The following is a 20,776-nucleotide window of genomic DNA, read 5'->3' on the forward strand; positions in this document are numbered from 1 at the left end:
GGAGCGGCTCCCGCGTGCCTGGGCGTCTGCTGCCGTTTCCCCGGCCGGGCAGCCCTAGGTCCCGTAGTACCTGCGTAACTCGGCCTCTTCCTCAGGGGTGAGGCTGTCGGACGCGTCCGGCGAGGGCGAGTCCTTGATGGTGTCATGGCTGTAGGCGACATACACGTCGCGTGACTCGATGCGGGCTCCGGCGACCGGCACGAACTTTTCGCGGGTGTCGGCCAGGCCCAGGCCAACCGTGAGCCAGGTGATGGTTCCGGTCTCCGGATCCTGGTGGACCTGCCCCACCACGCCCAGTTTCTGCTGCTCGCTGTCCCACACTGTGGATCGCTGCAAGGCGTGAATGTCGACTTTTTCTGCCATGTTCTCTCCATTCCGGCCAACGGCCTGCGTGGGTGTGCGTACGTTCCTCACCCTAAATCCCACGCCTGGACCGGGCAAGGACCGCAGCAACCCCCGGGCGGGCACCGGCCGCGCAGCGACGGTCTTCCGGCGCTTAGGGAAAGGCGCCGGAGACGGCGGAACCCCCGCGCCCTAGGGGTGCGGGGGTTCCTCAGTCAGCGATGCCGGGTTGCCCCGGCGCCCAGGGCCGTTGTTACTGGCCGGTCAGCTTCTCACGCAGTGCAGCCAGGGCTTCGTCGGAAGCCAGGGTGCCGCCGCTGGAGGCCGGAGCTGCCGGGGCGTCGGAGGAGTAGCTGGTCGGTGCGGCCTCGGACTCGCTCGGAGCCTCGGCTTCCTCTGCCATGGAGGCAGCAACCTGCTTCTTGTGGGCTTCCCAGCGCGCCTGGGCGTCGGCGTACTGCTGCTCCCACGCGGCGCGCTGCGCCTCGTAGCCTTCGAGCCACTCGTTGGTCTCCGGGTCGAAGCCCTCCGGGTACTTGTAGTTGCCCTGCTCGTCGTACTCGGCAGCCATGCCGTACAGGGCCGGGTCGAACTCGGAGCCCTCCGGATCGACGCCCTCGTTGGCCTGCTTCAGGGACAGCGAGATGCGGCGGCGTTCCAGGTCGATGTCGATGACCTTGACGAAGACCTCGTCGTTGACGGAGACAACCTGCTCGGCCAGCTCCACGTGGCGCACGGCCAGCTCGGAGATGTGGACCAGGCCCTCGATGCCGTCTTCGACGCGGACGAACGCACCGAACGGAACCAGCTTGGTGACCTTGCCCGGGACGATCTGGCCCAGCGCATGGGTGCGGGCGAAGGTCTGCCACGGGTCTTCCTGGGTGGCCTTCAGGGACAGGGACACGCGCTCGCGGTCCAGGTCCACCTCGAGCACCTCGACGGTGACTTCCTGGCCAACCTCGACGACCTCGGACGGGTGGTCGATGTGCTTCCAGGACAGCTCGGAGACGTGCACCAGGCCGTCGACGCCGCCCAGGTCCACGAAGGCACCGAAGTTGACGATCGAGGAGACGACGCCCGGACGGACCTGGCCCTTCTCGAGCTTGTTGAGGAAGGTGGAGCGGACCTCGGACTGGGTCTGCTCGAGCCATGCACGGCGGGACAGCACAACGTTGTTGCGGTTCTTGTCCAGCTCGATGATCTTCGCTTCGATCTGCTGGCCGATGTACGGAGCCAGGTCGCGCACGCGGCGCATCTCGACGAGGGACGCGGGCAGGAAGCCGCGCAGGCCGATGTCGAGGATCAGGCCACCCTTAACAACCTCGATGACGGTGCCGGTAACAACGCCGTCCTCTTCCTTGACCTTCTCGATGTCGCCCCAGGCGCGCTCGTACTGAGCACGCTTCTTGGACAGGATCAGACGGCCTTCCTTGTCTTCCTTGGTCAGCACCAGGGCTTCGACCTCGTCGCCGACGGAGACAACTTCGCCCGGGTCGACGTCGTGCTTGATGGAAAGCTCGCGGGAGGGGATGACACCTTCGGTCTTGTAACCGATGTCGAGCAGGACTTCGTCGCGGTCAACCTTGACGACAGTGCCTTCGACCAGATCGCCATCATTGAAGTACTTGATGGTCGCGTCGACGGCTGCGAGGAAGTCTTCAGCGGTACCGATGTCGTTGATGGCGACCTGCGGGGTACCGGGCTTCTCGGTGGAGGTGATGGTCATGTAGTAGGGGCTCCGATGTGGATAGTTTTCTGAGTTCCGCTGCTGCCCTGCTTCCCGGCGCGCAGCAGCATTGAACCGCTGCAGCACGAGGGATGCATTGCCGTTTACGGAAACGGACTGATGTGTTTTGGTGAAGCTCATGGAGCCTGCCCTTCACTGAAGGGCTCTCCATACGCATTACGCGCCCAATAAGTCTAACTGGTCGCGCCAATCCCGGCAAAGCGACTCGCCCCGTCAAGGCGCAGGTGCACGCCGAAACTGTGCCCGCGGCCCCGCTCCCGGAAGGGTCAAAAATGCGTGATGCAATACGGAGCGGTGTCCGTTGCGAACAGTCGGTCCATCCTGGACACTGCCTCCGCTGACGTACCGGAGAAGTGGCCGCCCGCCGCCAGGGTCCGCGCCCGGACTCCGCCCAGATAGAGCGACCCCAGGGAATCCACGGGCACTGTGGCGTCGACGTCCGCGTCCTCCGGCAGCACGTCGACCACTCCCCGGCCATCCTTGACGGTCAGCCGGTAGGCGCCGCCGCAGATGTCCAGCGGATCGGTGATCCGCAGGGTGCACGAGCCGTCGTGCAGGTACGGCCTGGCTTGGAGGGCCGCTACCGGGTCCAGCACGCGCAGCCACAACACATCTTCGACCGCCGCCACCTCGTAGCCGCGGCTGTCCGCCAGTCCCCACGCCAGCGGATCTTCCACCGGCCCGAGCGGGAACTTGATCCGTTCCACCAGGTCCAGCGACCCGAGGTAACGCCACAACTCCACGTACGCATCCTGTCCGGCGGCAACCAGGTCAGCCACTTTCACGGTGTAGGGCTTGCTGTCCCAGCCGGCAAAGCGGTAGCTGACATAGCCGTCCGGCCGGCCGTCGCCGTCGTAATGGACGGCCGCCCGCAGCGACTTGTCTTCCGACGCCTTGTCCTCGCTCCAGCGGCCCGAGACGCGGAAGGCGTAACTGGCCTGGCGTCCGACCGAGCCAGGGGTCCGGGTATGGAACCCGTTAAATATTTCCGGCGCCAGGTCCTGGAGCGAAGCCGGGTCGGCCAACTCCATCGTCCCCGTCGCCGCGGCGCGCAGCCCGAACCGTTCGCGGGCATCGATTTCCACTTCGCGGATGAACGTCGCCGCGCCAAACCCGAAGCGTCCGTAGATGGTGGCCTCGGAAGCGGTGAGCGCCGCCATCGCGAGTCCCCGGCCGGCCGCCTGCTTCAGGTCGTCGGTGATCATCCGTCGCAGCAGGCCGCGGCGCCGATGCGTCGCCCGGACCGTCACCGCGGTGATCAGGTGGGTGTCCAGCAGCTGCCCGCCGCCCACGTTCAGGGTGTTGACCATGGTGGCGTAGGTAGCGACAGGTACTTGGGGGTCCCACACGCCAGGGCGCTGCGTGTCGTCGTAGGCACCCCACAGGATTCGCTGGTCCATCCCGTAGACCCGGGCGTAGGCGGCGATGTCGGAGGCATCGGGCTTGCCGTCGTGGAACCCGAACCTGACCGCTTCGAACCAGCCGAGGGTCCTGGCGTCGGGCCGGTCGCCGTCGAGCCCGGCGGCAAACCGGTCGATGCGGATGTCCTGGCGGGTTTCCTGGGTGCGCGTGGTCACGATCTACGAGCCTAGCGGCACCTCCCCCGGTCCACCAGAGGGAGCCGCAGCCATCGCACAGAACCGTCACCGCCTCCGCGTGCCGGGGACACTGGAGGCTGGACGTGTCTAGTGTCCGGCTTCCTGCCAGTTGGCGCCGACGCCGACGGACACGTCCAACGGCACGGTCAGTTCCGCGGCGCCGCCCATTTGGGCGCGCACCAACTTCTCCACCTGTTCCCGCTCCCCCGCCGCTACTTCGAGCACGAGTTCGTCGTGGACCTGCAGCAGCATCCGAGACTTCAGTCCCTGGTGGCGCAGCTCCTCCGAGACGCCGAGCATGGCCTTCTTGATGATGTCCGCCGCCGATCCCTGGATGGGCGCGTTCAGCGCGGCCCGCTCCGACATCTCGCGCAGCTGGCGGTTGTCGCTGGCCAGGTCCGGCAGGTAACGGCGGCGGCCTTCGATCGTCGAAGTGAACCCGTCCACCCTGGCCTTGTCCACCACTCCCCGCAGATAATCGCGGACGGCGCCGAACCGCGAGAAGTATTCCTTCATCAGTGTCCGCGCCTCGTCCACGGAGATGTTCAGCTGCTTGGACAGCCCGAACGAACTCAGCCCGTACACCAGGCCGTAGGACATGGCCTTGACCTTGGCGCGCATCTCGCTGGTGACGTCCTCGGGCGCGACCCCGAAGATGTGCGCGCCGACAAACCGGTGCAGGTCCTCGCCCGAGCGGAATGCCTCGATCAGGCCTTCGTCTCCGGACAGGTGGGCCATGATGCGCATTTCGATCTGCGAGTAGTCGGCGGTCAGCAGCAGCTCGTAGCCCTCGCCGACGACGAACGCTTCCCGGATGCGCCGGCCGGCCTCCGACCGGACCGGGATGTTCTGCAGGTTCGGGTTGATGGAGGACAGCCTGCCGGTGGCGGCCACCGTCTGCGCGTAGGTGGTGTGGATCCGCCCATCGTCCGCCACGGTCTTGCGGAGGCCTTCCACCGTCTGCCGCAGCTTTGAAGCATCGCGATAGGCCAGCAGCTGGACCAGGAATTCGTTGCCCGTCTTGGCGAACAGGTCGTTGAGCGCATCGGCGTCGGTCGAATAACCGGTCTTGATCTTCTTGGTCTTCGGCAGCCCCAGCTCCTCGAACAGCACCGTCTGCAGCTGCTTGGGAGAGCCCAGGTTGATTTCCTTGCCGATGATGCCGAAAGCCGCCGAGCTGGCCGCGTCGATGGTGACGGTGAAATCGTCCACCAGCCGGTCCAGCGCGCCGGCGTCCACGGCAATGCCGTCAAGTTCCATCCGCGCCAGTACCAGCGACAGGGGCAGGTCGAGCCCGCCCAGCAGCTGGTTGGCGCCGCGGTCCACCAGTTGTCCGGCGAAGTGTTCGCTCAGCTGCAGCGCGGCGAATGCCTGCACCACGGCCGGTCCGGCCTTGTCGTCCTCGGACAGGCCGAGCTCCAACTGCCCGTTGGCTGCGGCTTCGGGGGCCGCCACGGACATCTTCAGGTGGTACTGGGCCAAGTCCGCCAGTTCGTAGCTGCGCCGGTCCGGCTGGATGAGGTAGGCCGAAATCGCGGTGTCGTCGACGACGCCCAGCAGCTCGAACCCACGCCGCGAGAGAACTTTGTAGGCGTACTTGAAGTCGTGGACGACCTTCGGCGCGTCAAGGTCGGACAGCCAGTGAGCCAGCAACTGCTCGGCGTCGGCGTCCAACGAAGTCAGCGGCACGTAGGCGGCCTGGGCGTGGGCCACCAGGGCCAGCCCGACGGCGTCGTCCCCGCCTTCCGCGGTTTCGGCCACCAACTGCAGGGCAACGTTGTGCTGGTTGGTCTCCTCCAGCCATTCCTTCAGGGCGGCCGCACCGGTGACCACCGTGTGGGCGGGGGCGTTGACCTCAGTCTCGCGGACGGCGTCCTCCTCGCCGAAGAGGTCGAAGAGCCGCTTGCGCAGGGTGTTGAACTGGAGCGCATCGAAGAGTTCCTCGATGGCAGTCCGGTCGGGGTGCTGCAGCACCATGTGCTCCAGCTTCACGGGCAGGTCCAGGTCCCGGAGCAGGTGGTTCAGCCGGCGGTTGCGCTTGACCGAATCGACATTGGCCCGGAGCGCCTCGCCGACCTTGCCGCCGATCGAATCCAGGTTCTCCAGGATGCCTTCGACGCCGCCGTAGAGATTGATCCACTTGGCCGCGGTCTTTGGGCCCACGCCGGGGACGCCGGGAAGGTTGTCGGCGGTCTCACCGACGAGCGCCGCGAGATCGGCATACCGCTCCGGCCGGACGAAGTACTTGGCTTCCACCGCGTCGGCGTCCATCGGCGGGATGTCGCTGATGCCCTTCTTCGGGTACAGCACGGTGACTTTGTCCGTGATGAGCTGGAACGCGTCCCGGTCCCCGGACACCACCAGAACCTCCCAGCCGGACTTCTCCGCCCGCTCACTCAGGGTGGCGATGACGTCGTCGGCCTCGTATCCGTCCAGGGTGACGGTGGGGATCTGCATCGCCTCCATCACCTTGACGATCAGGTCCACCTGGCCGTGGAATTCCTCGGGGGTTTTGTTACGGCCGCCCTTGTACTCGGAATACTCCTCGGTGCGGAAGGTGGGAGTGTCCAGGTCGAACGCCACGGCGATGTGGGTCGGTTCGCGCTGCTCGATCATCTTGATCAGCATGGAGGTGAAACCGTAGACGGCATTCGTGTGCTGGCCGGTATCCGTGGAGAATTTTTCCACCGGCAGGGCGTAGAACGCGCGGAACGCCATCGAGTGGCCATCGATCAGCAGCAGGCGCTTTGGCCCCGATGCTTCGCTCTCCGGGCCGGAAACGGGGGCTCCCTCCGCCTCTACTGTCGCGGTCGCTGCTGCCGGTTTGTTAGTTTCACTCACACCTGCCAGCCTAGTTCCCATGAGCGACAAATTCACACCCGGCGACAGTGCTGCGGGACACTCGCAGGGCGCGCTTCCGGCCACGGCCGCGGCCACGATCGCCGAACTGGTCGACGCCGGTGTCCCGGAACACTTGCACCGGTGGCTGATACACACCGGGGTGGGATCGCTTGTGGTGAAGATGGGCATCGTTTTCAGCGAGATGACCCCGCAGCGCATGGTGGCAACCATGCCGGTGGAAGGAAATACCCAAGTAGCGGGCATCCTGCATGGCGGCGCACACGTGGTGCTGGCTGAAACGCTGGGGTCCTTCGCGGCGACTCTGCACGCGGGAGCCGGCCGCCACGCCGTCGGCATCGAAGTCGGCGCCAGCCATCACCGCTCCGTCTCTTCGGGCCTGGTCACCGGCACTGCGACGGCCATCCAGCTGGGGCGTTCGCTGACCGTGCACGAAGTCGTGATGACCGATGACGCCGGACGGCGCCTCTCCACGGCGCGGATCACCAATTTGATCCGCGACAACGGGTAGGCACTCTTCGAAACCCTGGCCCGCGAGCCCGGAGGCCAGATCGACGCACTGCTGGGATCGGCGTCAGCGCCACTCCCCCTTGCGCTGGTCAGCGCCACTCCCCCTCGCGCTGGCAATTTAGGCGGCCGACGGGGCGAGCTTGTCCCTCGGGATTTTCGCTACTGCCCAACCGCCCGCAGTGCATGCGCTCCGCCGGGCGCCGTCGTCGGCGTCGTCATCGCTGTTCGCCGCGGCAGCGGCCAACGCGCCGTGAATGATTTCTGCGCTCGATGCCAAGGATGGCTGAGCGGTCTCTGCGGCCGACATCACTGTGCCCGCCGGCACCGTCTCGGTTCTGGCCTTATCGGTCTCTGACGCTCCGGTTGGCGGCGTGCCTGGTAGTGGTCGCGGGGTGGAGGTGTAGGTGTGTCCGGTGGGGGTGGTGGTTTCCACCGTGTGGTGGAGTCCGTTGAGGGGGCGGCTGGACCAGCCTTCGGCTTCCTTTGACTGGTTGCATTGTTCGCACAGTCCCTGGCCGTTGGCCATGGTCGTTTCACCGCCTTGCGTCCAGGGCACGATGTGGTCGATGTGCCGGATCGGGGCGTCGCACCAGGGCCTTGCGCAGACGGCGTCGCGGGCGTGGATCATCCGGCGCATCCCGTCGGGGAATCTCCGTGCGGCCGAGTCCATCCCCAACAGCTGCCCGGTCCCAGGGGCGGTGTAGAGGCGGCGGACCCAGACGTCCTCCACGCTGGCCTGTTTCAATACCTTGGTGCGTCGGGCCTGCTCGCGGGCGGTCTTCCACCCCGATTCGGTCCCGGCCGGCGGCGCCTTCTGCCCGGCCCCGCCCGGCGGGCTGCCGTCGGCTGCCGGCGGTTCTGGCGGGCGGGTGAGGTTGCGGGCGTAACGGGCCGGGACGATGCCGTGCCCGGTCAGCCAGGCCGGTTCGGCCTCGCCGCGGAGCAGGGTGCGGTCGGTCATCACCAACTGGATTTCCAGCCGGGCCGGGTCGGCGGTGCTGCGGCCGGTGACGCGTTCGAACACGGTATCGGCCATCATCTGGCCCCGCGACATGGGGTCTCCTAGGCTGCGCAGCCGGTCCGCTTCCTTGTGCAGGGCGGCCATCACCGCCACCCCCTGGGTGACCGGCAGCAGGGTCCGGACCGAGACCATCGTGTCCGGCTCGGGCCGGGAGGACACATGCCGGTCCGCTTCGGCCTTCGCCGCCCGGTCCACCACCGAGCGGGGATCGAGCCGGTAGGCCAGGCGCTTGGCTTCGGCCCGCAGCGCCCGGTTCCCCAACCCGTGCAACCGGTCCCGGTTCCCGGCCAGTTCCCGGTCCACCCGGGCCCGGTGCTCCGGGGACAGGCAGCCGGTCTCCTGGGCCAGGATCTCAGCCCGGTATTCGTTCAGGTCCCCCGCGGCGAGGGCGGCCAGGGTGTGCGGCATCTGTGTGACCAGGGTCCGGGACAGGTTCAGCAGGACCGCGGCACGGTGCGGGGACTCGCGCCGGGCCAACCCGATCTGGGCGGCCACCCCGGCGCCCTGCCGGTCTTTCGGGATCCCGGCGCAGGCACGGCGGGCACGCACCGATTCCTCCAACGCGACCTGCACCCTGGCCTGCGCGGCCGCCGCGGCAGCCTTCAAACCCTCCAACGCCGTCAGCTCCTCCACCAACTCCCGCTCCGACGCACCCACGTCGATGCCCTCGAGGGCAACGGCCGCAGCCCGAACGCCGGCAGAATCCAGCGGTGCCGAGGCCGGTCCGGGCTCCCGCAACAAACCTTCGCCGGCAGGTGATACCGGGGCGGCCGGGGTTGTGACAGACGGGGTTTCGGCAGGAGATGGTGCGGCGTCCCCGGTTGCGGCAGACGACGTTACGGCAGACCGGGCTGGGGCAGACGGGTCTCCGACAGGTCCTGCAGCAGGCGATGCTGCTGCGGGAGGATCGGGTACGGCCGGATCAAACATCTCAGCGTCTCAATCTTCAGCATGCATGCTGCATGGCTTCGACTACGAGCGGTCACGAACCCTGCACGGATCCGCAGACGCCGCCGGCAAACCCACAACCCGGCGGCCAACGATGGTGCTGAACTGCTACTGAAAAAAGGCTATCCGCCGCCACTGACAGTTTCGGGCGATGCAGAAATTCCCCGCCGAAAGCCGCGGATGAGTGGTATCGGGCCGTGAATTTGGATCGTCGAGCAGGGACACAGGCGGTGCAGGGACGCCGGAGGACGACATGGGGGAAGGCGGAGGCCCGAGCCTCATTGGTCAACATCGGAAGACTAAAGGCCGACTGCAGAGGCTGAGGGACCTAAGCGGCGCACCGCGGAGGCCTGACAGCCGGCAGTGGCCATCAAAGGAGAACCGCAAAGGCGCACCGCCGGGGCGGAGGACTACAGGGGTGGTCGCAGCGGGCGCCGGGCTACAGGGGGTTACGTTCGCCATCCCCCGGACGGGGCCTGCAAAGGAACCGTACAGGCGCACCGCGGGGACGGAGGACCGCAGTTATGGTCGAAGCGGGGGCCGCACGGCGCGAGCCAGGTGTGCGCGAGGTATGGGTTAGCCCACGTAATCCGAAGGCACAGACGGGTCCCCGCAGCAGGACCCCGCGGGGGCAAGGCGCACCGCTGAGTTGGAGGGCCGTAGTCGTGGTTGCAGCAGGACCGCGCGGGGGCACCGCGCAGGCGCGAGGCTAGACCGCCACCGGATTTAGGTCGTAGTGCATCTCTACCAAGTCGCCCAAAGTGCGGCTCCCGCGAAGCCGGGCCGGCGCCGTCGTGCTGGTAACCGGTAGCAGCGGTTGTCCTCCGCCCAGCATTACCGGCACCAACGTCAGGATGAGTTCGTCCAGCAGGCCAGCCGACGCGTACTGGGCGGCAAGTTGTCCGCCGCCGACCAGCCACACGTCTTTCTCGCCGGCATCGGCGCAGATGTCGTCGTGGAAGATACCCACGTCGCCCCGCACAAACGTGATGTCTGCCCCGGGGATGCCTGGAAGTTCGTGATGCGTGAAGACCCAGGTGGGTGTTGAGCCGTAAGGCCATTCCTCCGGTGCCTGCTCCAGCACGAACTTGTACGTCTCGGAGCCCATCACGATGGACCCGATGCGCTGCATGAAGGTTTCGAAGCTGTCCTGGACGCCGGCGGCGTCGTTGAATTGCGTGAGCCAGTCGAGCTTGTTGCTGCGGTCGGCGATATACCCATCCACCGAGCTGCCGACGTAGTAGATAGTCCGGGCCATGGGCCCCATGCTAGCCAGCGGGTTCAACCAGCGGAAGCGTGGCATGCGGCCCGCGGGAAAGACGGGGTTATCGGTCCGCACGCGGCCCGTGGGGATGCCGGGGTTGTCGGCCCGCGGCCGCCGCAGTACAACGGTGGGATGGATGGGAAGACGGCGGCGTGGATCACCGCTTACCGGCAGGCGTGGGAAACCAATGACCCGGATCAGATCGGAGCCCTGTTTGCCGACGACGCCGAGTACCGGCCGGAGCCGTGGACGGACCCGTGGCGTGGCCGGGACAGCATCGTCCAGCAGTGGCTGGCCCGCAAGGATGAGCCCGGCGCGGCGACCTTCGAGTGGCACGAAGTCGCCGTGACCGACGACGTCTCCGTGGTGGAGGGAACGACTGCCTACCACCGGGACGGACGCACCTACAGCAATTTGTGGGTGATCCGGTTGAACGGCGAAGGCCGGGCAACCCACTTCACGGAGTGGTGGATGGACCAGTCGGTCCCTTCCTGAGACCGACGCCCGCACAGGATGCTCCGCTCATGCATCAACCGCGCCCGTGGCCGTAAGCTCGGGGAATGGCGAGATACTTCGACGTACACCCCCAGGATCCCCAGCCGCGGTCGATCGGCCAGATTGTTGGCCTTGTCCAGTCGGACGCGTTGATCGTGTACCCGACCGACTCTTGTTATGCCTTCGGCGCGCAGCTGGGCAACAAGGACGCCCTGGAACGGATCCGGACCATTCGCCGGCTCGACAACAAGCACCATTTCACCTTGGTCTGCAAGGACTTTGCCCAGCTGGGCCAGTTCGTGCACGTCGACAACAAGGTTTTCCGCAGCATCAAGGCGGTGACGCCGGGAAGCTACACCTTCATTCTGCCGGCCACCGCGGAGGTTCCCCGCCGGCTAATGCATCCGAAGAAGAAGACCGTGGGCGTCCGCATTCCGGCGAACAAAGTCGCGCAGGCGATCCTGGCGGAGCTGGGCGAGCCGCTGCTCTCCAGCACGCTGCTGCTGCCGGGCGAGGAGGAACCGCTGACCCAGGGCTGGGAGATCAAGGACCGGCTCGACCATGTGGTGGACGCCGTGGTGGATGGCGGCGACTGCGGGTCCGAGCCCTCCACGGTCGTCGACTTTTCCGGCGGCACTGCCGAAGTGGTCCGTTACGGGGCCGGCGACCCGTCCCGGTTCGAATAGGGGCCGGGGGCGGCGGTCGCCGAGGGCGGTATCCGTCAGGTTGGCGGGCCCGCTAGTCCTTCTTGCGCGCCCGGCTGGGCTGCACCCGCGGCGGCTCGCCCGGCATCTTCGGATAGTCGGGCGGGAAGGGCATCTCCCCCAGGCCCGCGGCGAGGTCGCGTTCCCACCACTGGAGCAGGACGTCGATCTTGCCCGGCTCATCATGCATGCGGGCCCATGGGTCGCCGGTTGTCTTCAGCCTGTCCGGAACCGTGGCGATCGTGAAGTTCTTCGGATCGGCCGTCTCGAGTTCGTCCCATGCGATGGGGCAGGACACCGCCGCGTTCGGCAGGGCCCGCGGGCTGTAGGCACCCGCCATGGTCCGGTCGCGGTTGGCCTGGTTGAAGTCCACGAAGATCCGCTCCCCGCGCTCCTCCTTCCACCACGACGTCGTCACTTGTTTCGGCATCCGCCGCTCGATCTCCCGCGCCGCGGCGATGACGGCGTGGCGCACGTCCAGGAATTCGTGCGTCGGCTCGATCGGCGCGAACATGTGCAGCCCGCGGTTTCCGGAGGTCTTGATGAACGCGTTGAGTCCGGCCTCCGCCAGCACCGACCGCAGTTCGATCGCCACCGGGATGGCGTCGTCGAACGAGGTCCCCGGCTGCGGGTCCAGGTCGATGCGAAGCTGGTCCGGGTTGTCGGAGTTCCCCGCGCGCGACGGCCACGGGTGGAACACCACGGTGTTCATCTGCACCGCCCACACCGCCGCGGCGGGCTCGTCGAGGACCAGTTGCGGGTGCGACCGGGCGCTCGGATACACCACCATCACCGACCGCACGAACTCGGGCGCACCCTTGGGCGGATTCTTCGAGAAGAACTGCTCGCCGTCGACCCCGTTCGAGAACCGTTGCAAGGACACCGGCCGGTCGCCGTTGGCGCGGACGAAGGCCTCGCCAACCTCCGCGATGTAGCGCGCCAGATCCAGTTTGGTGATCCCGAGTTCGGGCCACATCACCCGGCTCGGGCTCGAAATGCGCACCTCGCGCTCGCCGTGCGGTCCGTCGACCGTCAGCGTTGTCTGTTCGCTGGCCATGGGAACACCTAAACACACACACTCGCTTCTGGCGAGGGCATGATGGGAGCATGCCTATCACCGAGTCCACCGTGACCATCGACGTCGGCGACACCACTGTCTCCGGTATCTACGCCCGCCCCGAGTCCCCCTTCGCTTCGCTGGTGGTGGCCCACGGGGCCGGCGCGGGCATGGACCACCCGTTCCTGTCCGGTTTCACCCGCGCCTTGAACGACGACGGCGTAGCCACCTTGCGCTTCAACTTCCCCTACCGGGAGGCCGGCAGGAAGTTTCCGGACCGCCCGCCGGCTGCCATCGTGGCGTGGCGTTCGGCCATGCGGGAAGCGGCAGCGCGGTCCGAAGGTGAACCGCTGTGGGCGGCCGGCAAATCCTTCGGCGGCCGCATGGCGTCGATGGCCGTGGCGGAGGGAATGCCGGCCGCCGGCCTGGTGTACCTCGGCTATCCGTTGCACCCGCCGGGGAAACCGGACAGGCTGCGCGACGAGCACCTGTATGGCCTCACGCTGCCCATGCTGTTCCTGCAGGGCACCCGCGATACCTTCGCAACCCCGGAACTGCTCGAGTCCGTCGTCGCACGCATCGGCCCGAATGCCGTGCTCGCCTGGCAGGAAGGCGGCGACCATTCCTTCGACGTCAAGGGCGGGAGAAGAGGGGCGGCGGAGATTGGGGCATCGCTCGCCGGCCCTGCTGCCGAATTCCTCCGCTCGAGGGTCAGCGGCGCCTGACCGCCGGCCGGCTGCCGGCCAGTGCCCGACGATGGAGTCGAGGGCCCGCGGCGCCTGCCGCCGGCCGGCTGCCGGCTACTGCTCGACGATCGAATCGATGGTCCGCGGGGAGGTGATGGGATCGGCGTGACGGTGGATGATCTTCCAGTTGCTGTCCTCCAGCCGGAATATCGTCGTGACCCGCAGCGAGATCGGGGACGCCGAATCGGACACGCTGACCTTCACCCGGGTCCGCTCGATTTCGACGATGTAGGCCAGATCGGTCGCGACGTAGGTCGAAATCCGTTCAAACCGGATCGGCTCGCCCTCCCTGAAATGCGATACCGCCCGGTCCATGGCCGCCTCGACCTCCGCCCAGCCACGGGCAGGCGGCCCCAACGGATTGGCAAGCGTGACCTCCTCCTGCCGCGAAAACAGGTCCTTCGCCAAAGCGGGGTTTCCCTGGACGAACGCGTCCAGCGCTCGGTGATACCGCTCGGCAACAAGTTCGAGATCGGGCCCTGGCATGATTCCTCCAGCCGCTGCCTCCCGCCGGGGCCGTGCGGCCGGGGCGCGAATACAGCCATGCTCCCACCGGCATCCGGGGATGTCCATGACCGGTGTCGACCCCGGGCTCCTGCACGGGGCCGGCCGGCGGGACTACGATGGCCGGGCCGGCGACCGCACGCCGGGACTACGATGGTCGGACAAGGGGCCCCCACGCCTTCAACTGCGGGGTCGGTGCCGGAAGGGGCCGCGTCCGATGAACGAGCAACCCGGCGGTTTCGTGCTGGAGCTGAAGGTGGTCCTGGCCGCGCCGTGCGACAAGGTTTTCCGCATGCTGACGGAGGCGGGTGAATTGGCCACATGGTGGGGTCCCGAAGGTTTCACAACACCCGACGCCGTGCTCGACGCCAGGCCGGGCGGCACCTACCGGCTGACGATGAAACCGCCCGACGGCCCGCCCTTCCACCTCGCCGGTGAGTTTCTCGAATTCTTCCCTCCGCGCCGCCTCGCCTACACCTTCCGGTGGGAGGAGCCCGCGCCCGATGACCGCGAAACCGTCGTCACGCTCTCCCTCAAACCCTCGGAGGACGGCACCCGCCTCGCCCTCCGGCAGGGCGGGTTCGCCACCGAGGAACGTCTCGGCCTGCACCGGGCCGGCTGGACGGACGCCCTGGGAAAACTCGCCCGCGTCCTCCGCTCCGGCGGGTGACCGGACCCGTCCCGGCCGAAGACCTTACCGCTGCCCGACCCCCGTCGCCGCCGCCGAAGGCACCGGGTCGTGCCTCAGGTAGGCCCGCCGGAAACGCCCGGTGCCGCCGGTCAGCGCACGAAGATCGATGGCGTAGCGCAGCAATTCCTGGTCCGGGACTTCTGCACTGATTTCGGTGAGGTCCCCGCCGGCCGAATCAGATCCGGTCAGCCGTCCGCGCCGTGCGGACAAGTCGCTCATCACAGTTCCCACGTAGTCGTCGGGCACCGTGATCGTCACGGCGGAGACCGGCTCGAGCAACTGGATGCGCGCCGCCGCTGCGGCTTCCCGCAGGGCCAGGGCACCCGCGGATTGGAAGGCCGCGTCGGAGGAATCGACGCTGTGGGTCTTGCCGCCGACCAGTGTCACGCGGATGTCGACGACGGGGAAGCCGGCGGAGACGCCTTTTTCCATCTGCGCCCGGACACCCTTCTCGACGGACGCGATGTACGGCCCCGGGATGATGCCGCCCACGATCTTGTCCACGAATTCAAACCCGGCGCCCCGCGGAAGCGGTTCCACCTCGATCTCGCAGATGGCGAATTGGCCGTGCCCGCCGGACTGCTTGACGTAGCGTCCGCGTCCGGTGGCCCCTATCGCGAACGTTTCGCGCAGGGGCGTGACGACGTCGACGGTTTGCACATTCACGCCCTGCCCGCGCAGCCGGTCGAGCACCACCTCGGCGTGCGATTCGCCCATGCACCACAGGATGAGTTGGTGGGTCTCAGTGTGCCGCTCCACCCGCAGGGTCGGGTCGCCCGCGGCCACCTTGGCCAGGCTTTTCGCCAGGGCGGCCTCGTCGTTGCGCGTGGCCGCCTCCACCGCGACAGGCAACAGCGGTTCCGGCATCTCCCAGGGTTGGATGAGCATCGGCTGCTCCCGCGACGACACCGTGTCGCCGGTCTCGGCCGTGCCGATCTTCGTCAACGCGCAGATGTCGCCGGCGATGCACAGGGACACCGACCGCAGGGTCGAGGCGAGCGGGGCGTGCAGATGCGTGACCCGTTCGTCGCTGTCGTGGTCGGCGTGGCCCCGGTCGGCGAGCCCGTGCCCGGACACGTGGATGGCGGAGTCGTCCCGCAGGGTGCCCGAAAAGATCCGGACCAGGGAGACCCGGCCCAAAAACGGGTCCGTGGTCGTGCGGATCACTTCGCCGGCGAGCGGTCCGTCGGGGTCGCAGCGCAGCGGGGTGCTGCGCGAACCGTAGAGTCCCGTCGCCGCCGGCATCGGGCGCTCGAGCGGGGACGGGAATGCCCGCTGGAGCATGTCCAGCAGCTCCGGGATGCCCAGCCCGGTTTCCGAGGAGGTGGCCAGCACCGGGTAGAAGGATCCGCGCGCGACGGCGGTCTCCAGGTCGGAGAACAGCACATCGAGGCCGATTTCCTCGCCGCCGAGGTAGCGGTCCATCAGGGACTCGTCCTCGCTCTCGGCGATGATGCCTTCGATCAGGGCGCTGCGGGCCTCCTCGGCTCCCGCGAGCTCCCCGGCGCCCGCGGGACGGACATCGGGCTTTCGTTCCCCGGCACTGTAGTCCGATACGATGCCGGACAGCAGTGCGTGCAGCCCCGTCAGGTCCGCCCCGCTCCGCACCGGCAGGTACAGCGGCTGCACGGACTCGCCGAAGGCGCGGCGGCAGCCGGCCAGCGCCGCTTCGAAGTCGGCCCGCGGGTGGTCCAGCCGGCTGATGGCCACCGCCCTCGGCATCCCGACGCTCTCGCATTCGCCCCACAGCGCGGTGGTCGCGGCATCGATCCCGTCCACGGCGGACACGACGAACAGGGCGGCGTCGGCGGCACGAAGACCGGCCCGCAGCTCGCCGGTGAAGTCCGAATAGCCCGGAGTGTCCAAGAGGTTGATTTTGACGTCGTCGAACATCACGGGAAGGACGGAGAGCACGACGGAACGCTGCTGGCGGATCTCGGAGGGATCCGAGTCGCTGACGGTGGTGCCGTCGATGATCGAACCCATCCGGTTCGTGGCCCCCGCCGCCAGCAAGAGGGCCTCCGCGAGCATCGTCTTCCCGGCACCGGAGTGGCCCACCAACGCCACGTTGCGGATCTGCTCCGGCCGGGACACCGTTGCCGCGGCGGAGACCTCCGCCCGGCGCAGATCCGCGCTCCGTCCAGAACCCTTCGCCAACCCGTTGGCCGATTTCCCCGACATGAGCGCCTCCTGGCGTCGTAGGCAGCCTCGTCCCTGCACACTCGCGTGCTGTTAACAGATTCGACACCCAGAAGGGGTACACCGGCAAGGGTTGGACCGCTTCCCTGTGCAAACAAGACCAGGCCGGGCTGCCGCGCAGCTGGTCTGGTTGGGACATCCGATCGTTGCTAGCGTGGCGGAATGAACCCGTCGAAGGCCCCAGCCGAGATCCTTAACATTGCCGGCAGCGAGGTTCGCATCTCGAGTCCGGACAAGGTGGTGTTCCCACAACCCGGGCTGACGAAGCTCGACCTGGTTCGCTACTACCTTGCCGTCGCGGATGGTGCACTGCGCGGCGCCGGCGGCCGCCCAATGGTGCTCAAGCGCTTCCCGAAGGGCATCGATGCTGAGCCATTCTTTCAGAAGCGCGTGCCTGAAAACCACCCTGACTTCATCCACACGACAACGCTGCACTATGCGTCGGGGACATCAGCCGAAGAGGCCGTCCTTAGGGATGCTGCGGGCCTAGCGTGGGTCGTGAATCTTGGATGCCTGGACCTCAACCCGCACCCCGTGCGCGCCGAGGACCTCGAGCACCCCGACGAGCTGCGGGTCGACCTCGATCCGATGCCGGGAGTCGACTGGTCGCAGATCGTCGACGTCGCCTGCGTCGCACGGGAGGTGCTCAACGACGTGGGACTGGTGGGTTGGCCGAAGACGAGTGGGTCGCGGGGACTCCACATCCTTGTGCGCATCGCGCCTCAATGGTCGTACCGCCACGTGCGGCTCGCCGCAGAGACCCTCGCTCGCGAGGTCGAGAACCGCGCTCCCGGCCTCGCCACCGCACGGTGGTGGAAGGAGGAGCGCGGCGAGAGTGTGTTCGTCGACTTCAACCAGAACGCCAAAGACCGCACCGTGGCTTCCGCGTACTCGATCCGGCCCCTGCCCGACGCCCGGGTTTCGACGCCGCTCACATGGGACGAGGTCACCTCCGCCCGGCCGGAACAGTTCACTGTGCGCTCGGTGCTCGAGCGCTTCGCCGACGTGGGCGACCCTCACGCCGGCATCGATGACGCGGTCGGCACCCTCGACGGGCTCCTCGCCTTGGCGGCCGAGCTCGGCCCCGCCGAGAAACCGCCGGGCGGCGGCGACGGCTCCGGCCGCCGGAAGTCGATGATGCCGCTCATTGAAGTGGCCCGAACCAAGACCAAGCGCGAGGCGTACGCGGCGCTCGATGAGTGGAAGACTCGGCATGCGGACGTCGTCCCGGCCCTGCAACCGGCTGATGTGCTCGTCGACGGAATGCGCGGATCAAGCTCGCTCTGGTACAGGGTGCGAGTGAACTTGCAGCACGTCCCCGTAACGAAGCGGCCGCCGCAGGAGGAGCTCATCAGCGACTACGACCCATGGGCCGGCAAGGACTGGCCGGGGCGCCCGGGGTCCTAACCCACTGACCAAAAACCGGAAGCGCACAAAGCCAACGGAACAGCCGGTGTCTGCAAGGTGCAGCTTGTCCCCCAGCCAATGTCACGTCTTGCAGTTCCGACGCGGAACAGCTCCGCCATGACCAATCTGCAGCGCCACTGCGCCAAAACCAAGCGAGGAGCCGGCTGCCCCGGCAACGGCCGACAAATGAAAGACCCCCGAAGGGGCCCACAAGTCAACATTTGTCCACTACCAGAGGCCTACATGCCTCCGCACAGTAAAAACGTGCCCGAGGTGGGATTCGAACCCACACGAGTTTCCCCGCCGCATTTTGAGTGCGGTGCGTCTGCCATTCCGCCACTCGGGCCTGCATCGGTCGCGAAGCCGGTCTCCAACTGTGAAAACCGTCATGCTGCCCGGTGCGCGAATCTACTCTACATGCCGATAGGCTATTTCACGGAACCGACGCCATGCCAATGGCAACGCAACACTCTAGGAGCGCCAGTGTCTGAACAAACCGAGTCTGTCCCCGCTCGCCGCGTCGTCGTCGCGGAGGACGAGACACTGATCCGCCTGGATATCGTCGAAATTTTGAGGGGCGAGGGCTACGACGTCGTTGGCGAAGCCGACAACGGCGAAAAGGCCGTGGAACTCGCCCAGGAACTGAAGCCGGACCTGGTCCTCATGGATGTGAAGATGCCCGTGATGGACGGCATCTCGGCCGCGGAGCAGATCGTCAAGGCACGCATCGCCCCGGTGGTGCTGCTGACCGCGTTCAGCCAGAAAGAGCTCGTGGAGCGCGCCCGCGACGCCGGTGCCATGGCGTACGTGGTGAAGCCCTTCACGCCGGCGGACCTGATCCCGGCCATCGAGATCGCGCTCTCCCGCCACGAAGAGATCGCCGCCCTGGAGTCCGAGGTGTCCGACCTGCAGGAGCAGTTCGAGACCCGGAAGCTGGTGGAGCGGGCCAAGAGCCTGCTCATCACCAAGATGGGCCTGACCGAGCCGGAAGCGTTCCGCTGGATCCAGAAGACGTCGATGGACCGCCGGCTGAGCATGCGCGAAGTCGCCGAGACCATCATCAACCAGGTGAACTAAGGCAACGCGAACGGCCAACCCAGTTGGCGAAACTAGACTACGGGAACGGCCTCCGGAATGATCCGGAGGCCGTTCTGTTGTCCGCGGACTGCGCCGGCCCTTCGCCTACGACGTCGGCCAGGGGCCGACCCGCTCGGGCCGGGGGTGCGGCTGGCCGTCCAGCAGCTCGCCGGCATCCGCCAGGTCGCCTACCCGGTGCACCTTCAGGGAGTTGGTGGAACCGGCCTTGCCCGGGGGCGAACCGGCGGCGATGACGACCAGGTCATCAATCTCCACCAGCCCGCGCTCGTAGAGGATCCGGTCCACCTGGGCGGTCATATGATCCGTGTGCTCGACGAACTCCACGACCAGCGGCTGGATGCCCCAGGTCAGCGACAGCACGTTCAGGGTGGACTGGAGCGGGGTGAACGCGAAGACCGGCCGCCCCGGGCGCAGCCGGCTGAGCCGGCGGGCCGAGTCGCCCGACTGGGTGAACGTACAGATGTACTTGGCGTCGAGCTGGTCGGCGATTTGCACGGCCGCCCGCGTGATGGCGCCGCCGCGGGTCCTCGGCTGGCTGCCCAGCGGCTGGATGCGGTCCAGCCCGTGCTGCTCGGTGGACTCGATGATCCGGGCCATGGTCCGGACCGTCTCCAGCGGGTACTTGCCCACGCTGGTTTCGCCCGAGAGCATGACCGCGTCCGCACCGTCGAGCACGGCGTTGGCGCAGTCCGACGCCTCGGCCCGGGTGGGCCGGGGGTTGTCGATCATCGATTCGAGCACCTGGGTGGCCACGATCACCGGTTTCGCCCAGCGGCGGGCGAGTTCGACGGCGCGCTTCTGCACCAGCGGCACGTCCTCCAGCGGCAACTCCACGCCCAGGTCGCCGCGGGCGATCATGATGGCGTCGAACGCGTCGATGATCTCTTCGATGGCGTCCACGGCCTGCGGCTTCTCGATCTTGGCGATGACCGGGGCGCGGCGTCCCTCCTCGTCCATGATCTCGTGGACCCGCCGGACGTCGCCGGCGTTGCGCACGAAGGACAGCGCCACCATGTCGACGCCGGTCTTGAGCGCCCAGCGCAGGTCTTCCTCGTCCTTCTCGCTCAGGGCCGGGACGTTGACCGCGACGCCGGGCAGGTTGATGCCCTTGTTATTGGACACCGCACCCGCCACGGTGACTTCCGTGACCACCTTGACGTCGTCGACCTCGATGGCCTTCAGCGCCACCTTGCCGTCGTCGATCAGCAGGGAGTCGCCCACGTTGACGTCGCCCGGCAGGCCCTTGTGCGTGGTCGAGCATTGCTCGGCGGTTCCCTCCACGTCCTCGGTGGTGATCGTGAAGCGGTCCCCCACCGCGAGGTGGTGGGGGCCGTTCACGAAGCGCCCCAGGCGGATCTTGGGTCCCTGCAGGTCGGCGAAAATGCCCACCGGCTTGGACAGTTCCGCCGACGCCTTGCGGACGTTGTCATAGGTCTGCTGATGCACGCGGTAGTCGCCGTGGCTCATGTTCATCCGGGCCACGTCCACGCCCGCCTGGAGGACGGCCAAGGTGCTCTCGTAACTGGCGATGGCTGGGCCGAAGGTTGCAACGATTTTTGCGCGTCTCATATACCTACCCTAATCAG

Annotated in this window: 17 protein-coding genes and 1 tRNA gene; 7 read left to right on the forward strand and 11 right to left on the reverse strand. The window is 67.4% G+C overall.

Annotated elements, in window-relative coordinates; all coding sequences use genetic code 11:
• Positions 1 to 54 precede the first annotated feature (54 nt).
• The 4 genes from AC5RTY_RS07055 to polA form a co-directional block, all read right to left on the reverse strand.
• Complete coding sequence (locus AC5RTY_RS07055) at positions 55 to 363, reverse strand: PRC-barrel domain-containing protein (protein WP_494013903.1); 309 nt, start codon at positions 361 to 363, stop codon at positions 55 to 57.
• 232 nt (positions 364 to 595) lie between these two features.
• Positions 596 to 2,068, reverse strand: coding sequence for a 30S ribosomal protein S1 (gene rpsA, locus AC5RTY_RS07060; RefSeq protein ID WP_493980210.1), 1,473 nt, complete (start codon positions 2,066 to 2,068; stop codon positions 596 to 598).
• Between the two features lie 287 nt (positions 2,069 to 2,355).
• Positions 2,356 to 3,666, reverse strand: coding sequence for a GNAT family N-acetyltransferase (locus AC5RTY_RS07065; RefSeq protein ID WP_494139283.1), 1,311 nt, complete (start codon positions 3,664 to 3,666; stop codon positions 2,356 to 2,358).
• A 108-nt stretch (positions 3,667 to 3,774) separates the two neighbouring features.
• On the reverse strand, positions 3,775 to 6,549 hold the full coding sequence (gene polA / locus AC5RTY_RS07070) for a DNA polymerase I (RefSeq protein WP_494139284.1): 2,775 nt from the start codon (positions 6,547 to 6,549) through the stop codon (positions 3,775 to 3,777).
• Here polA and AC5RTY_RS07075 point away from each other — a divergent pair.
• A complete protein-coding gene (locus tag AC5RTY_RS07075; RefSeq protein WP_494139285.1) occupies positions 6,548 to 7,057 on the forward strand; it encodes a hotdog fold thioesterase in 510 nt (169 codons plus the stop codon). The genes polA and AC5RTY_RS07075 overlap by 2 nt on opposite strands.
• 117 nt (positions 7,058 to 7,174) lie before the next feature.
• On the opposite strand, the gene AC5RTY_RS07080 is transcribed toward AC5RTY_RS07075, so the two are convergent.
• Both AC5RTY_RS07080 and AC5RTY_RS07085 read right to left on the reverse strand, forming a co-directional pair.
• Entirely contained in the window at positions 7,175 to 8,815 is a 1,641-nt protein-coding gene (locus AC5RTY_RS07080) for an HNH endonuclease (RefSeq protein ID WP_494139286.1), read from the reverse strand.
• Positions 8,816 to 9,734: 919 nt separating this feature from the next.
• Entirely contained in the window at positions 9,735 to 10,283 is a 549-nt protein-coding gene (locus tag AC5RTY_RS07085; RefSeq protein ID WP_494025862.1) for a dihydrofolate reductase family protein, read from the reverse strand.
• A 138-nt stretch (positions 10,284 to 10,421) separates the two neighbouring features.
• Between AC5RTY_RS07085 and AC5RTY_RS07090 the strand changes: the two genes are divergently transcribed.
• Together AC5RTY_RS07090 and AC5RTY_RS07095 are read left to right on the forward strand one after the other, a co-directional pair.
• Complete coding sequence (locus tag AC5RTY_RS07090; protein ID WP_494013897.1) at positions 10,422 to 10,784, forward strand: nuclear transport factor 2 family protein; 363 nt, start codon at positions 10,422 to 10,424, stop codon at positions 10,782 to 10,784.
• Between the two features lie 65 nt (positions 10,785 to 10,849).
• Positions 10,850 to 11,470, forward strand: coding sequence for an L-threonylcarbamoyladenylate synthase (locus AC5RTY_RS07095; protein WP_494109200.1), 621 nt, complete (start codon positions 10,850 to 10,852; stop codon positions 11,468 to 11,470).
• A gap of 52 nt (positions 11,471 to 11,522) precedes the next feature.
• On the opposite strand, the gene ligD (AC5RTY_RS07100) is transcribed toward AC5RTY_RS07095, so the two are convergent.
• Positions 11,523 to 12,545 (reverse strand): non-homologous end-joining DNA ligase, encoded by a 1,023-nt coding sequence (gene ligD / locus AC5RTY_RS07100; protein ID WP_494013895.1) that lies wholly within the window; start codon positions 12,543 to 12,545, stop codon positions 11,523 to 11,525.
• A gap of 50 nt (positions 12,546 to 12,595) precedes the next feature.
• On the opposite strand from ligD (AC5RTY_RS07100), the gene AC5RTY_RS07105 reads away from it, so the two are divergent.
• Complete coding sequence (locus AC5RTY_RS07105; protein WP_494013894.1) at positions 12,596 to 13,270, forward strand: alpha/beta hydrolase family protein; 675 nt, start codon at positions 12,596 to 12,598, stop codon at positions 13,268 to 13,270.
• Positions 13,271 to 13,345: 75 nt separating this feature from the next.
• Here AC5RTY_RS07105 and AC5RTY_RS07110 read toward each other — a convergent pair whose 3' ends face one another.
• Positions 13,346 to 13,777, reverse strand: a complete 432-nt coding sequence (locus AC5RTY_RS07110; RefSeq protein ID WP_494013893.1) for a YybH family protein — start codon at positions 13,775 to 13,777, stop codon at positions 13,346 to 13,348.
• A gap of 235 nt (positions 13,778 to 14,012) precedes the next feature.
• On the opposite strand from AC5RTY_RS07110, the gene AC5RTY_RS07115 reads away from it, so the two are divergent.
• Positions 14,013 to 14,465 (forward strand): SRPBCC family protein, encoded by a 453-nt coding sequence (locus AC5RTY_RS07115; protein WP_494013892.1) that lies wholly within the window; start codon positions 14,013 to 14,015, stop codon positions 14,463 to 14,465.
• Between the two features lie 24 nt (positions 14,466 to 14,489).
• Here the strand turns inward: AC5RTY_RS07115 and AC5RTY_RS07120 are convergent, their stop codons facing one another.
• Complete coding sequence (locus AC5RTY_RS07120) at positions 14,490 to 16,667, reverse strand: elongation factor G-like protein EF-G2 (RefSeq protein WP_494139287.1); 2,178 nt, start codon at positions 16,665 to 16,667, stop codon at positions 14,490 to 14,492.
• Between the two features lie 180 nt (positions 16,668 to 16,847).
• On the opposite strand from AC5RTY_RS07120, the gene ligD (AC5RTY_RS07125) reads away from it, so the two are divergent.
• Complete coding sequence (gene ligD, locus AC5RTY_RS07125; RefSeq protein ID WP_494109194.1) at positions 16,848 to 18,092, forward strand: non-homologous end-joining DNA ligase; 1,245 nt, start codon at positions 16,848 to 16,850, stop codon at positions 18,090 to 18,092.
• Between the two features lie 265 nt (positions 18,093 to 18,357).
• Here the strand turns inward: ligD (AC5RTY_RS07125) and AC5RTY_RS07130 are convergent.
• Positions 18,358 to 18,438 (reverse strand) — tRNA-Leu (locus tag AC5RTY_RS07130).
• A gap of 137 nt (positions 18,439 to 18,575) precedes the next feature.
• Here AC5RTY_RS07130 and AC5RTY_RS07135 point away from each other — a divergent pair.
• Entirely contained in the window at positions 18,576 to 19,169 is a 594-nt protein-coding gene (locus AC5RTY_RS07135) for an ANTAR domain-containing response regulator (RefSeq protein ID WP_493977830.1), read from the forward strand.
• A 105-nt stretch (positions 19,170 to 19,274) separates the two neighbouring features.
• On the opposite strand, the gene pyk is transcribed toward AC5RTY_RS07135, so the two are convergent.
• A complete protein-coding gene (pyk, locus tag AC5RTY_RS07140; RefSeq protein ID WP_494109193.1) occupies positions 19,275 to 20,759 on the reverse strand; it encodes a pyruvate kinase in 1,485 nt (494 codons plus the stop codon).
• Between the last annotated feature and the right edge of the window lie 17 nt (positions 20,760 to 20,776).

Source organism: Arthrobacter sp. Y3224055 (genome assembly GCF_059090825.1).